The organism is Streptomyces sp. NPDC030814, from assembly GCF_055572155.1.
Genome location: NZ_JBVIDX010000026.1, coordinates 1 through 13544, shown reverse-complemented (window position 1 = coordinate 13544; position 13544 = coordinate 1). Strand labels below are relative to the sequence as shown.

The window sequence follows — 13544 nt, the reverse complement described above, 5'->3', positions numbered from 1 at the left end:
GCCCCGCACGTTCTCTCGTGCGGGGCCCCTGCGGTGTGTGTCAGGCGCCGCTCTGACGCCCCATGCCCGCCAGTTCCTTGGCCGCCTCCGTCAGGTCCTTCGCCGTGTCGATCGCACGCCAGTAGGCGCCCTGGGGGAGCGGGAAGCCCGCCAGGCGGCGCTCGCGGGCCAGCCGCGGGAAGGTGGTGCGCTCGTGGTCGCCGCGCTCCGGGAGCAGGCCGGCGAACTCGGGGGAGAAGACGTAGACGCCGGCGTTGACCTCGTACGTCGTGGGCGGTGCCTCGATGAAGTCGGTCACCCGGCCGAAGCCGTCGGTCTTGACGGCACCCCAGGGGATACGGGGGCGGGCCAGGGCGAGCGTGGCGGTGGCGTCGCGCTCGGTGTGGAAGTCCGCCATGTCCCGCAGTGAGAAGCGGGTCCAGATGTCGCCGTTGGTGGCGTACCAGGGGCGGTCCGGGTGGGGCAGATGGGCGGCGGCGTACTTGAGGCCTCCGCCGCGGCCCAGGGGTTCCGTCTCGACGACCGTGGTGACGCGGACGGACAGATCGGCCGTGTCCAGCCACTTCTGCAGGACCTCGGCGAGATGGCCGCAGGAGACGACGACGTCGGTGACGCCCTCCTCGGCGAGCCAGGCGAGCTGATGGCCGATGATCGGGGTGCCCGTGCCGGGGATCTCGACCATGGGCTTCGGCCGGTCATCGGTGTACGGGCGCAGCCGGGAACCCTGGCCACCGGCCAGGATCACGGCTTGAACGGGGCGCAACGCGGCGTTCGGATCGGTCATGCCCGAACTGTACGTGGCGCCCCGTTCTCGGGAGCACGCCCTGGGTGGCCGGCGGCGGGAGCGGGGGTGCGAGCGCCCCTGGGAGGCCCTTCGGGCCTGCGGTGGGTCTCAGCGGTGCTGGTCGGCGACTCCGCTGGCGAAGGACGTGTCGCAGACGGGGCGGGCGTACGACTGGGCCTGGGTCGGCCCGTAGGCGCGGACGGCGGCGCGGCCGAGGGTGCGGGCGATGGAGGCGCAGTGCTTCGCCAGCGACGGCCGTTCGTTCACGGCCTGTTGCAGCTGGGTGAGGGCCACGCCGGGGTTCCGCTCCTGAAGCTCCATCAGGAGCCTGTCCCGCAGCACCTCGTGCGGGGCACGGGTCTTGGCGCGGGGGGAGCTCTCCGTACGGGAGACGTCCGAGGCGGCGAGGACCGACTGGGAGGGGTCGGACCCCGACCAGTTGACGCTGGTGACCGCGAGCGTGCCGGACAGAACCAGGACGACGGGCAGGACGAGGGCGAGGGAGCGGCCGATCCGGCGGGCGGGGCCACGGCCGCGTCGCGTCCGTTGGGTGTAGGTGTGGGTGTGCTTCACGCGAGTGAGGGTAGCGCGGGGTAGTGATTTGGCGACATTGGGTCACCGGTATGGGGGATGCGGCAGCACCGTTCTTCGGGCGCCGTGTTGACGTACGTGGGTCGAAATAGGTGATTTTGTCGGGGGGTTCGGCGGGACGGAAGAGGGCCCCGCAGCGGTCTGCGGGGCCCTCTTCGTCAACCTGGGTGATTTATCCCCGGCCGGTGGTTTCGCGGACGTCGCGTCCGGGTCAGTCGGAGAGACGCTCGCCCGTGGAGGTCGAGAACACGTGGGTCTCGCCCGGCCGCGGCACGACGTGCAGCTGGGCGCCCTTCTCCGGGACCTGGCGGCCGTTGACGCGCACCACGAGGTCCTTGGTCTCGCCGCCGACCTCGGCGGTGCCGTAGACGTAGCCGTCGGCGCCGAGCTCCTCCACGACGTTGACGGAGACGGCGAGGCCGGCCGGGGCGTCCTCGGAGTCCTTCGACAGGGCGGAGGCGGCGGCGCCGTTGTGCTCGACCACGTCGAAGTGCTCGGGGCGGACACCGACGGTGACCGTGCGGTCCCCCTTGTCGGCGGCGGCCTTCAGGGCGTCACGGTTGACCGGGACGACGCTGTTGCCGAACTTCACACCACCGTCGGTGATCGGGACCTCGACCAGGTTCATGGCCGGGGAGCCGATGAAGCCGGCGACGAAGAGGTTGGCCGGGCGGTCGTACATGTTGCGCGGGGTGTCGACCTGCTGGAGCAGACCGTCCTTGAGGACCGCCACGCGGTCGCCCATCGTCATGGCCTCGACCTGGTCGTGGGTGACGTAGACGGTGGTGATGCCGAGGCGGCGCTGGAGCGACGCGATCTGCGTACGGGTCGAGACACGGAGCTTGGCGTCGAGGTTCGACAGCGGCTCGTCCATGAGGAAGACCTGCGGCTCACGCACGATGGCCCGGCCCATGGCGACACGCTGGCGCTGACCGCCGGAGAGGGCCTTCGGCTTGCGGTCGAGGTACTCGGTGAGGTCGAGGATCTTCGCGGCCTCCTCGACCTTCTGCCGGATCTCCGCCTTGTTGACGCCGGCGATCTTGAGGGCGAAGCCCATGTTGTCGGCGACGGTCATGTGCGGGTAGAGCGCGTAGTTCTGGAACACCATGGCGATGTCCCGGTCCTTCGGCGGCAGGTGCGTGACGTCGCGGTCACCGATGCGGATGGCGCCGCCGTTGACGTCCTCCAGGCCCGCGAGCATGCGGAGGGAGGTGGACTTGCCGCAACCGGACGGTCCGACCAGGACGAGGAACTCGCCGTCCTCGATCGCGATGTCGAGCTGGTCGACGGCGGGCTTGGTGGAACCCGGGTAGATCCGGGTCGCCTTGTCGAACGTGACAGTGGCCATGGGTCGTAGACCCCCTTCACCGGCAGGAACGTGCCGGACGATCCGAGTAAAGGTGGTGATCCACCGGGGACGGTTCCACGGTGGTGTAGTCCATGCGAGGGACTGGCTCAGGACGGTACCTGGCGTTCACCTCGTCTGTCAGTACCTCGACGCCTGTGAACTTCGCGGAAATTTTCGACGGCTGCGCCCCCTGACGTGGGTACACTGCACGGGCGCCCCCGCGCGGGGCCACGCCTCCTTAGCTCAGCTGGCCAGAGCAACGCACTTGTAATGCGTAGGTCGTCGGTTCGAATCCGACAGGGGGCTCCTGTTCCGGGCCCCCGGGCCGGAGTTCGCTCCGGCCCGGGGGTCTTGTGCTGGTCGGGGCTCAGAAGTCGTCCGGGGTTCTGATGCGGTCGCGGATCCAGGTGCCCGCCGGCTTGAGGGAGGCCGTGCCGGTCCAGGGGCCGTTGGCGTCGCACGTGCCCGTCTTGAAGACGGCGCCGGTGCGGTCGTCGTCGGAGAAGTTCCAGTTGACCCAGCTGATCTTCTTGGCCGCGAGGAGATCGAGGTAGCGCTGCGACATGGCGAAGTCGTTCGCGCCCTCGCCGGCGTAGTTCTGGGTGCCGAACTCGGTGACGAAGACGGGGATGCGGTCGGCCGCGCGGGAGAGGGTCTGCAGGTACTCGTCCCGGTGCGAGTACGCGTAGAAGTGGAACGTGTACATGATGTTGGACGCGTTCACCGGGTTGTTGATCACCTCGGACTCGTTCGCGCCCTCCGAGACGCCGAGTGAGGACCAGGCGCGGGTGCCGACGAGGATCGGGGTGTCGGGGTCCTTGGCCCGGATGACGGGGATGAGCTGCTCGGCGTAGCTCTTGATGCGGGACCAGCTCACGCCGCTGGGCTCGTTGGCTATCTCGTACAGCAGGTTGTTCTTGTCGCGGTGGCGCTGGGCTATCTCGGAGAAGAAGGTCTTGGCGCGGGCCAGGTTGTGGTGGGGGTCGCCGGGGTCGAGCATGTGCCAGTCGACGATGGCGTACATTCCGCGGGCCGTGGCCTGCTCTATGACCGAGTGGACCAGGTCGGTGAAGCGGCGGGGGTCGGTCTCGTAGCCGTCCTCCTGGATGTACATGGAGATGCGCAGGACGTCGGCCTTCCAGTCCGTGGCGAGCGCGTTCAGCGAACCGCTCGTGACGCACTGGCTGTACCACTGCAGGCCGTGGGTGCTCATACCGCGCAGCTGGATCGTTTTTCCTCGTGCGTTGCAGAGCTTGGTGCCGCAGACCTTCAGCTGCCCGTTCGCGGCCACGGGGGTGACGGCGGCCGGGGCGGCCTGGACGGCGTCGGGTCGGGGGGAGTCGGACGGGGGGTGCGTGGCCTGTGCCGACGCGGGGGCGAGGACGAGGCCGAGCAGGAGGAGCGCGGCGGTGAGCAGGACGGATCGTGCCGGTCTCATGGGGGGCTCCTGGCGGTCGAGGGATCGACGGAGGGGCACTTCGTGCCAGTGGTGCCGGGCATGCCAGTGGTGCCGGTGGTGCCAGTCGTGCCGAATTGCCGGTGGTGCCAGTCGTGCCGAATTGCCGGTCGTACGAGGTGAACTAGAAGGAAACCTTCCTAACAGAGATGAGTAGCGGTTGGTCCGGACCTTTGCAAGGGGGTGTGACAGGACCAGGACCGACCCAGGGCCTTCAGCGGCCTCAGCGCAGGCGGCGGGCGATCTCCAGGTCGTCCGGCTGGAGGGAGCGGCCCTCCTCGATGTCCCACACGGCGTTCTGGAGGAGCCGGGCGAGCGTCCAGGCGCGGGCCCGCTGCCGGTCGAGGCCCAGGACGTCGGTCATCGCGTCGAAGCGCCAGCGGACCTCGGCGGGGTCGAAGCGGTTGTCGAGGGCGGGCCAGAGGTCGAAACCGGGGTCGCCGGCCAGGGGTTTGGGGTCGATGGCGAGCCAGGGGGCGCGGTCGGCGGCCAGGACGTTGTCGAAGTGCAGGTCCCAGTGGAGGAGCCGGTCGCCGGGCTCGTCGAGCACGTCGCGCAGGGCGGCGGCGCAGTCGGCGATCAGCCGACGGTCCCCGGGGTCCGCGATCCGGTCCAGCGCGGCCGGGGTGCGCTTCAGCAGGCCGGCCCCGATGTCGGACAGGCGTCGCAGGCCGTCCGGCGCGGGTGTGGCCGTGAGGTGGGCCAGCAGATGGGCGATGACCAGGACGGCCTTGCGGGAGTCCGGCTCGTGGGACAGCATCCGGGCCGGGTCGAGACGTTCGAGGAGCATGGTGCCTGTCTCGTCGTCGTACCGCAGGAGCCGTACGGCCCCGTCGCCGGCCCAGACGCGCAGGGCGACCGGCTCGCCCTCGCTCTCCGCGTCGAGGATCTGCAGCTTGAGGACGGCCGGGGTGCCGTCGGACGTGTCGACCACGGGGACGACCAGGGCGCACATGCCGTGCATGGGGCGGCCGTCGAGGCGCAGCCCCCAGCGGTCCAGGAACTCGGTGGTCAGCCGGGGGAGGCCGGCGATGAACCTCCGGCCCGCCGCTCCGTTGATCTCTTCCTGAGTCTCGGCCAGTTCCTCCGGAACATCGATCATGCGGGCGACACTACGCGCGCGGCGTCGCGGAGTCCCTTGGATTTGCGGCCCTGCGAGGGGGCGAGGACGACGGAATCCGTAGGAGACAACGCCCGTCGGCAGAGGTTAGCGTCCGGCCATGAGCAGCACGGACGCGACCGCCTCCACCGTCAACGGCGGGATCTCCTTCTGGTACGCGCAGGCCGGCGTCCCCGCGCCCAGGGAGCCGCTCACCGGGGACGCGACCGCCGACGTCGTGATCGTCGGCGGCGGGTACACCGGGCTGTGGACGGCGTACTACCTGAAGAAGGCCGCGCCGTCGCTGCGGATCGTCGTCCTGGAACAGCGGTTCTGCGGGTACGGGGCCTCCGGGCGGAACGGCGGCTGGCTCTACAACGGGATCGCCGGGCGTGACCGGTACGCCCGGCTGCACGGGCGGGAGGCCGCCGTGCGGTTGCAGCGGGCCATGAACGACACGGTCGCCGAAGTGGTCCGGGTGACGGCCGAGGAGGGTGTGGACGCCGGCGTCCACCAGGGCGGGGTGCTCGAAGTCGCCTGCACACCCGCTCAGTCGGCCCGGCTCAAGGCCTTCCACGAGCACGAGGTGGCCTACGGGGAGGACGACCGGGAGCTGTACGGGGCCCGGGAGACCGCCGAGCGGATCCGGGTCGCGGGCGCCGTGGGGTCCACGTGGACGCCGCACGGGGCGCGGCTGAACCCGGTGCGGCTGGTGACCGGGCTGGCCGCCCTCGTCGAGGGGCTGGGGGTGGCCGTGCACGAGCTGACGCCGGTCACGGAGATCCGGCCCCGGCAGGCGGTCACCCCGTACGGCACGGTCCGGGCGCCCTATGTGCTGCGGTGCACGGAGGGCTTCACGGCCGGCCTCAAGGGGCAGAAGCGGACCTGGCTGCCCATGAACTCGTCGATGATCGCCACCGAGCCGCTGACCGCCGGACAGTGGGAGACGATCGGCTGGGAGGGACGCGAGACGCTCGGCGACATGGCCCACGCCTACATGTACGCCCAGCGCACCGACGACGACCGGATCGCGCTCGGCGGGCGCGGGGTGCCGTACCGCTTCGGGTCCCGGACGGACAACGACGGGCGCACGCAGCCGGCGACGATCGAGGCGCTGAACGAGATCCTCGTCCGCTTCTTCCCCTCGCTGACCGGGGTGAAGATCGCCCACGCATGGTCCGGTGTCCTCGGCGTGCCGCGCGACTGGTGCGCCACGGTCACCCTGGACCGGTCGACGGGGCTGGGCTGGGCCGGCGGCTACGTGGGCTCCGGCGTGGCCACCGCCAACCTCGCCGCCCGTACCCTGCGCGACCTCGTCCAGCGGGACTCGGGGCAGGGCGGGGAGACGGAGCTGACCACGCTCCCGTGGGTGAACCACCGGGTGCGCAAGTGGGAGCCGGAGCCGTTGCGTTGGGCGGGCGTCCAGGGGATGTACGCGACGTACCGCACCGCCGACCGGCGGGAGACGGCCTCGCAGCGCGCGGAGTCGTCGCGGCTGGCGCGCTGGGCGGACCGGGTGGCGGGGCGGCACTGACGGGCACGGCCGGCACCGAAGGGGACGGCCGGCACGAAGGGCACGGCCAGCACGAAGGGCACGGCCAGCACGAAGGGCACGGCCGGCAACGAAGGGCACGGCCGATACGCGCACGGCCGATACGCGCACGGCCGAAACTCGTGAGTGCTGTGTCACACCTGTGTGCGAACATCGGCTCACTGACCACTTGAGCCCCGGATCCGACCGCTCCGCGGGCTCTCGCCTTTCCGGGGGGAACCCATGTCCGGCTCAAGCCTGCCCGCGAGACGGAGACGCGGGCGGTCCGTCGTACCGCTGCTCGTGCTGACCGTTCTCCTCTCGCTGTTCAGCTCGTCGCTGACCCTGGCCGGGGCGGGGCCCGCCCGCGCCGACGACCCGGTGGAGTGCGCGCCGCTCGCGCTCGCGCCCTTCGGTGACCCCGGCGACGCCGTCGCGCGCGGCACGCTCGCGGGTGGCGCGAAGACCTGCCGCGCGGTGACCGTCGAGGCGGGCCGCCACCAGGTGTCGCTCGCCGATCCCCGGCACGAGGCCTTCGTGGACGTCCGTGGCGCCGACGGCGCTCAGGCCGAGTGCACGGCGCCCAGCCACGGTGTCCGCTGGTGCGACTTCCCGGCCTCGGGGACCTACACCGTGGTGGTGGACAACGCGCGCGGCTTCGACCCCACCGACTTCCAGCTCAGCGTCGTCCCGCTCGCCGGGTCCGAGGGCTGCGCCCCGGCCGTGGGCACGTCGTGGGACCTCCCTCCGGCGACGTTCAGGGTCGTCAGCCCGGTACAGGTCGACTGCCGGCCGTTCCGCGGGGAACCGGGCGAGCGCGTCACCGTGTACGGGGGCGAGAACCGGCAGTGGATCACCGATGAGACCGGCACGGACATCTGTGTGCGCGAGGAGGACGATCAGCACGGCTGCGTCCTGCCCGGTGACGGGCCGTACCGGGTGCTGGCGTACGGCTTCTCGGACGGCGGGCTGCCCGTCGACGAGCAGATCCAGATCCGCCGGCTGTCCGCCGCCGAGGGCTGCCCTGTCCTGACCACCGGCGTGTACGGCACTGCGCCCGCGCCCGGCACCCTGCGCTGCCGCTCGCTGACCGTGCCCGCGGCGGGCCGGTTCCTGGTGAACCCGCTGAACCCCGAGCAGAACGAGACCCTGTGGTCGTACGTCTACGACGGCGCGGGCAAGCTGGTCTGCCAGGCGGGCCGTTGGTGCGCCTTCCCCGCCGCCGGTCGCTACAGCCTGGTCGTGGGTGACCCGAACCGCGTCACGGACCCGGAGTACGCCACGGCCTTCCTCGACCGCACGGGCACCGAGGGCTGCCGCTCGGTCGGCTGGGGACGGTACGAGGGCGAGTTCGGCGGCGCGGGCGAGTACGACTGCCTGCTGCTGCCCCGCGGTGAGGGCGTGCGGTTCGCGGCGCTCATCCGGCTCGGCGGACCGGGGCCACGGCCGGCGGTCGAGGTCGTCGACGCCAAGGGCGACACCCAGTGCACCGACGACGCGTTGGACGCGGGCACCTGCGAGCCGACGGGCACGGCACCCCACCGGCTGCTCGTCCACGCGGACTCCGGCACGACCGGGGCCTACGCCCTCGACCTCGTGCGTACCGACGCCCCCGAGGGCTGCGCCGAACTGCCGAGCGGGAGCTTCGCCGATGACGGCGCCGTGGCGACGATCCGTACCGGCGGCGGGGTCTTCTCGCACTGTCTGACCGTCCCGGCGGGCAAGCACACGGAGCACGAGGTCTTCCAGCTGATCGCCACGTCCGGCGGTGTCGCCGCCCGTTTCTCCGTGCTCGACGCCGACGGCAGGAAGGTCTGCGACCGCAGCGCCTCCACCCACGGATGGACGCTGTGCGCGCTGACCCCGGGCAAGGCGCACACGGTGCTCGTCAACGGCCGCGACCAGGCGGCCGCGTACACGCTCGCACGACGTGACGTCACCTCGTCCGCCGCCTCGGCCGGCTGCGTCACCAGCGCCGCGACCAAAGTGGGAGGGGCCTCCCACGCGGGGACCTACGGGGTGCCGGGCAGCCTGCGCTGCCACCGTGTCACCACCGGTGCCACCACCGACGTCGTCCACGTCGACGTACGGGACGAGCTGGGCACCGGCAACATCGCGGTGTTCGGCGACGACGGCGCCATGGAGTGCTCGTTCCGCAACCGGCCCTGCGCGGTGAGCGGGTCCACCAGCCATCAGGTCCTCGTGCAGGTGCCCGCCCGCCTCAAGACCGCACCCCACTACCGTCTGGACGCCCTGCGCATCGCCACGGCCGACGGTCCGGCCGCCGAGTGCGAGAAGGCACCCACTGTGGCGTACGGGTACGGTCCGGTCACCGGCCGGCTCGACGAGTCGCGGACCGCCGTGTGCGCGGTGCTGCCGACCGCCGGCGCCGACACCCTCGAAGCCGAGATCAGCGACACCACCGGCGTCACGACGACGGCGGTACCCGCCCTCTACACCATGTCCTCGTGGTCCAACGGCTGTGTGAACTCCTCGGACGGCTACCGCTGCAACGTGGACGGCTCGCCCGGCCAGAGCGCCCCGAGCCTGTTCCTGCTGGGCCTGCCGGAGAAGGCGTCCACCACCTCCTACAGGGCGAGGCTGGTCTGCGCGCCGTCGATGTGCGGTACGGAGAAGGTCGGCGTCACGTCGGTCGGCCCCGACACGGGCGCGGCCGGCGGCAAGGTCACGCTCACGGTGACCGGCACCGCGCTGCCCTCCGACACCGAGGTTCGGCTGTACCAGGGCGGCCGGACCATGACGGCGAAGACGGAGTCGGTGTCCGCGGACCACCGGACGCTCACGGCCACCCTCGACCTGACCGATGCTTCCCCGGGCACGTGGAGCGTCAGCGTCATCGCTCGCGGCTGGCAGTTTTCACGCGGCACCTTCACCGTCACACGGGCCCAGCTGCGGAACACCGCCGCGCCCAAGGTGATGGGCGCCGTCGCCGTCGGCGCCAAGGTCAGGGCCGCGCCCGGCAGTTGGTCCTCGACCCCGTCGTCGTACACCTACCAGTGGAACGCGGACGGTGAGGCGATCAAGGGGGCCACGGCCTCGACGTACACGCTCCCGGCGGCGCTGTCGGGCCGGAAGCTGACGGTGACGGTCACCGCCGCCAGATCCGGCTGGGACGACGGCACGGCGTCCTCGGCCGCGGTGACCGTCGCCGAGGGGGCCGCGCCCAAGGTGACCGAACTGCCGGTGATCAGCGGGAGGGCGAAGGTCGGAAAGACCCTGAAGGTGAGCGAGGGGACCTGGAGCCCGGCCGCCAGGTCGTACGCGTACCAGTGGTACGCGGGCGGTAGGGCGATCAAGGGGGCGACCACGTCGTCCCTGACGCTGAAGGCCGCGCAGAAGGGCAAGAAGATCACGGTGAAGGTGACCGCGCGGCGGCCCGGGCACCACGACGGGTCGGCGGTGAGCAAGGCGACCAAGGCGGTCGTGAGGTGAGCTGACACCCGTGCCGCGACGGCCCCCGCCCTGCCCGGGCGGGGGCCGTCCGACTGTCCCGGCCTTCGCGAGAGTCCTCGCCGGAGGCCGGTCAGGCGGGCTGACGGCTGTGGCTGCCGGTCGGCGTCATGGCTCCAGCACCACCTTGCCGGTCGTGCCGCGGTTCTCCAGGGCGCGGTGGGCAGCGGCCGCCTCGGCGAGGGGGAAGCGGTGGACGGCCGGGGCGAGGCGGCCGGCGGCGGCCTCCGCCAGGGCGCGGAGTTCGAGGGTGCGGAGGGGGTCGGGGCCGCCTGCCCGGCGGAGCATCTCCTCGCCCAGCACCGACTCGGTCACGCCTTCGACGACATACGGTCCCCCGCCCTTGATGCCGTCCGCCGACCAGCCGAAGACGAGGTGCTTGCCGCCGGGCGCGAGGAGCGCGACCGACTCGCGGGCCACTTCGCCACCCACCCCGTCGAGGACGATCGTGACCTTCCCCCGGTACGCGGCAACCCGCTCCGGCCAGGCGGGATCCGTGTAGTCGAGGGCGAGGTCGGCGCCGTTCGCCGCGACCCGGGCCGTCTTCTCGGGGCCGCCGGCGAGGCCGATGACCGTGGCGCCCGCGTTCCTGGCGTACTGCACGAGGAGGGTGCCGATACCGCCGGCGGCGGCCGGAATCAGGACCACGTCGCCGGGGCCGAGATCGGCGAAGAGGAGGATCCCCATCGTCGTACGGCCCGTGCCGATCATCGCGACGGCCTCGGCGAAGTCGAGGTTCTCCGGTATCTCGTGCAGCCGTCCCACCTCCGTGACGGCCAGCTCGGCGTAGCCGCCGGGCGCCCAGCCCAGGTGGGCGGTGACGCGCTTGCCGAGCCAGGACTCCGGGGTGCCCTCGCCGAGGGACTCCACGACCCCGGCGACCTCGCGGCCGGGGATCGTGGGCAGTTCCGGGGCGGGCCCGGGACCCTGGTGGCCCTCGCGCAGGGCCGCGTCCAGCAGGTGGACGCCGGCCGCGGCGACGGCGATACGGACCTGGCCGGGGCCGGGCTCGGGGTCCTCGGCCCTCTCGTGGACGAGGTTCTCGGCCGGGCCGAAGGCGTGCAGGCGGATCGCGTGCATGAAGGGCTCCCCCTCGGGTCTTCGCTTCGCGTGGAACCCCAGCCTTCGACCTCAAGCATGCTTGAGGTCAAGGGAGTTCCTCGACCGGCGGCCGAGGGCGAGCGAGACGGCCGCGAGGGCGCTGTTGAACGACACCTCCGACAGCACGCCCGGCGCCGCGACCTGGTCGCCCGCGAGGTACACGTCCTCGCCCCGGTCGACGGCCGGCCGGTCGCGCCAGCTGGTGCCGGGCAGATCGACCGCGCCCGTACGGCCGTTCGCGGTGGCCTCGCGCCGCCAGGTGACCCGGTCGCGCCAGCCGGGGAACCCCAGGTCGAGCAGGTGCTCGCCGCGGGCCACCCCGTCCGCGCGGGACTCGTGCGGTGCGATCGGGAACTGGCCCTGCAGCAGCTGCTCACCGGCCGGGGCGAGGGTGCGGTCCTGCGCGGTGAAGCGCTCGATCCAACCGGGCGCGTCCAGGTCGGAGACCGCGAACGCGTCGCCCCGCCGCGTTCGAACGGCGAGGTCGAGCAGCGCGGTACGACCGCTGGGCCACGTCAGCGAGTCATCGCGCAGAAGGCGGCGGGCGGCGTCGAGGGAGGTGGCGACGATCACCGGGCCGGGGCGGAGGCCGCGTACGTCGTCCAGGCTGTCGACCCGGCTGAGGGTCTCCATGCGCACGCCGACGTTCCAGGCCCGGGCCGCCATCCGGTCGATGACGCTCGCCCAGCCGCCGCGCGGGTAGTGCGCCTCCGGGGGAAGCTTCGTGGCCCGGCGCAGCCGTTCCTGCACGAACGCGGCGGAGAGGGCACCGGGGGCGTGGTGGAACAGCGCCACCGCCGCGTAGTTGGCGGCGGCCCGCGCCGCCTCCTCGCCGGCCTGTTCGGTCGCCCAGGTGAGGAAGTCGACGTCGATCGGGGCGCGCCCGCCGGTACGGCGCGGGCGCAGCAGCTTCAGCATCCCGAACGGCGGGGTGCGGCGCAGGGCCCCCTTGTGGTGCAGCCGCAGCCGGGACGCCTCCAGAGGCGGGAGGGGCGCGAGCGGGCCGATGAGGTCGCGCCTGCTGAGCCAGGTCCAGTGGGGCCCGCCACTGTAGAGGGCGTGCGGTCCCTCGTTCGTCCGGTACGGCTCCTCGCTGGTGCGGGCCCGGCCGCCGAGCGTGTGGTGCGCCTCGTACACGGTGACCCGGGCGCCCGACTCGGCGGCGGTGATCGCCGCGGTGAGGCCGGCGAAGCCGCCGCCGATGACGGTGAGGTGGATGGGCGTGCGCTGCATGGTTCGTGGCTCCCTCGCGTCGGTGCCGGCTGTCTGCGGGTACGACCGGTCGAGGGGGCCGGAATGTGACATCGGGGGGTGGGCAACTCGCACGGGAGAGGTCTTCGCAGGTCAGGGTCGTTGTCAGCGGTGGGGTGCAGGATGAGCGCATGGTGCGGGCGAAGTCGGTGGTGAAGGGGGCGCGGCGGCCGGAGGTGCGGCTGCCCGCTCTGGAGGCGTACGAGGGCGCAGGGCTGGAGCCGGACGGGGACTACGACGGGCTGGAGTTCCGCGACCGGGACCTGGCCGGGCAGGACGGCGGGGGCGCCCGTTTCATGGACTGCGCGCTCACGGGCTGCGCGCTGGACGAGACCCGGCTGCACCGGGCCCGGCTGCTCGACTCCGTCCTCACCGGCATACGGGGTGTCGGCACGGATCTCGCGGAGGCGACCTTCCGTGATGTGGAGCTGGTGGACGCGCGGCTCGGCGGCGTGCAGCTGCACGGGGCCGTGCTGGAGCGGGTGCTGATCCGGGGCGGCAAGATCGACTATCTGAATCTGCGCGATGCCCGGCTCAAGGACGTCGTCTTCGAGGACTGCGTCCTCGTCGAGCCGGACTTCGGGGGCGCGCGGCTGGAGCGGGTCGAGTTCGTCGGGTGCGCGCTGAAGGGCGCCGACCTGAGCGGGGCGACCCTGAAACACGTCGACCTGCGCGGGGCCGCCTCCGTGGAGATCGCCCGCGGAGTGGAGCGGCTGTCGGGGGCGGTGATCAGCGCGGCACAACTGATGGATCTGGCACCGGTGTTGGCAGGTGCGATGGGGATCGACGTGGAGGGGTGAGCCGAGGGGGCCCTAGGTGTTCTGTCCCGGGAGGTTGTGGACGGTGACAGGGCTCACGGCTGACCGATCTTGAAATGGGTGAGGGCCTTCTGGCCTGGTGTGGATTGCGACA

Annotated in this window: 10 protein-coding genes and 1 tRNA gene; 4 read left to right on the top strand and 7 right to left on the bottom strand. The window is 72.2% G+C overall.

Annotated elements, in window-relative coordinates; genetic code table 11:
- Nucleotides 1-40: 40 nt before the first annotated feature.
- The 3 genes from ACZ43N_RS34990 to ACZ43N_RS34980 all read right to left on the bottom strand — a co-directional run bounded on the left by ACZ43N_RS34990 (nucleotide 41) and on the right by ACZ43N_RS34980 (nucleotide 2723).
- A complete protein-coding gene (locus tag ACZ43N_RS34990; RefSeq protein WP_468103071.1) occupies nucleotides 41-784 on the bottom strand; it encodes a nucleotidyltransferase family protein in 744 nt (247 codons plus the stop codon).
- 108 nt (nucleotides 785-892) lie between these two features.
- Nucleotides 893-1357 carry a hypothetical protein gene (locus ACZ43N_RS34985; RefSeq protein WP_468103070.1) on the bottom strand — a complete coding sequence of 155 codons (465 nt, stop codon included), beginning with the start codon at nucleotides 1355-1357 and terminating at the stop codon, nucleotides 893-895.
- A 229-nt stretch (nucleotides 1358-1586) separates the two neighbouring features.
- Nucleotides 1587-2723, bottom strand: coding sequence for an ABC transporter ATP-binding protein (locus tag ACZ43N_RS34980; protein WP_468103069.1), 1137 nt, complete (start codon nucleotides 2721-2723; stop codon nucleotides 1587-1589).
- A 232-nt stretch (nucleotides 2724-2955) separates the two neighbouring features.
- Between ACZ43N_RS34980 and ACZ43N_RS34975 the strand changes: the two genes are divergently transcribed.
- Nucleotides 2956-3029: transfer RNA gene (locus ACZ43N_RS34975), tRNA-Thr, on the top strand.
- A gap of 61 nt (nucleotides 3030-3090) precedes the next feature.
- Here ACZ43N_RS34975 and ACZ43N_RS34970 read toward each other — a convergent pair.
- Nucleotides 3091-4161: a glycoside hydrolase family 5 protein gene (locus ACZ43N_RS34970; protein WP_468103068.1), complete on the bottom strand. Its 1071-nt coding sequence runs from the start codon at nucleotides 4159-4161 to the stop codon at nucleotides 3091-3093.
- A 241-nt stretch (nucleotides 4162-4402) separates the two neighbouring features.
- Nucleotides 4403-5281 (bottom strand): aminoglycoside phosphotransferase family protein, encoded by an 879-nt coding sequence (locus ACZ43N_RS34965; RefSeq protein WP_468103067.1) that lies wholly within the window; start codon nucleotides 5279-5281, stop codon nucleotides 4403-4405.
- Nucleotides 5282-5399: 118 nt separating this feature from the next.
- Between ACZ43N_RS34965 and ACZ43N_RS34960 the strand changes: the two genes are divergently transcribed.
- Both ACZ43N_RS34960 and ACZ43N_RS34955 read left to right on the top strand, forming a co-directional pair.
- Entirely contained in the window at nucleotides 5400-6812 is a 1413-nt protein-coding gene (locus tag ACZ43N_RS34960) for an NAD(P)/FAD-dependent oxidoreductase (protein ID WP_468103066.1), read from the top strand.
- Between the two features lie 240 nt (nucleotides 6813-7052).
- Entirely contained in the window at nucleotides 7053-10262 is a 3210-nt protein-coding gene (locus ACZ43N_RS34955) for an IPT/TIG domain-containing protein (protein ID WP_468103065.1), read from the top strand.
- A 126-nt stretch (nucleotides 10263-10388) separates the two neighbouring features.
- Here the strand turns inward: ACZ43N_RS34955 and ACZ43N_RS34950 are convergent, their stop codons facing one another.
- On the bottom strand, nucleotides 10389-11360 hold the full coding sequence (locus tag ACZ43N_RS34950) for a zinc-binding dehydrogenase (protein ID WP_468103064.1): 972 nt from the start codon (nucleotides 11358-11360) through the stop codon (nucleotides 10389-10391).
- A gap of 51 nt (nucleotides 11361-11411) precedes the next feature.
- Nucleotides 11412-12599, bottom strand: a complete 1188-nt coding sequence (locus tag ACZ43N_RS34945; protein WP_468103170.1) for an NAD(P)-binding protein — start codon at nucleotides 12597-12599, stop codon at nucleotides 11412-11414.
- 164 nt (nucleotides 12600-12763) lie between these two features.
- On the opposite strand from ACZ43N_RS34945, the gene ACZ43N_RS34940 reads away from it, so the two are divergent.
- Nucleotides 12764-13432: a pentapeptide repeat-containing protein gene (locus ACZ43N_RS34940; RefSeq protein WP_468103063.1), complete on the top strand. Its 669-nt coding sequence runs from the start codon at nucleotides 12764-12766 to the stop codon at nucleotides 13430-13432.
- Nucleotides 13433-13544: the final 112 nt, after the last annotated feature.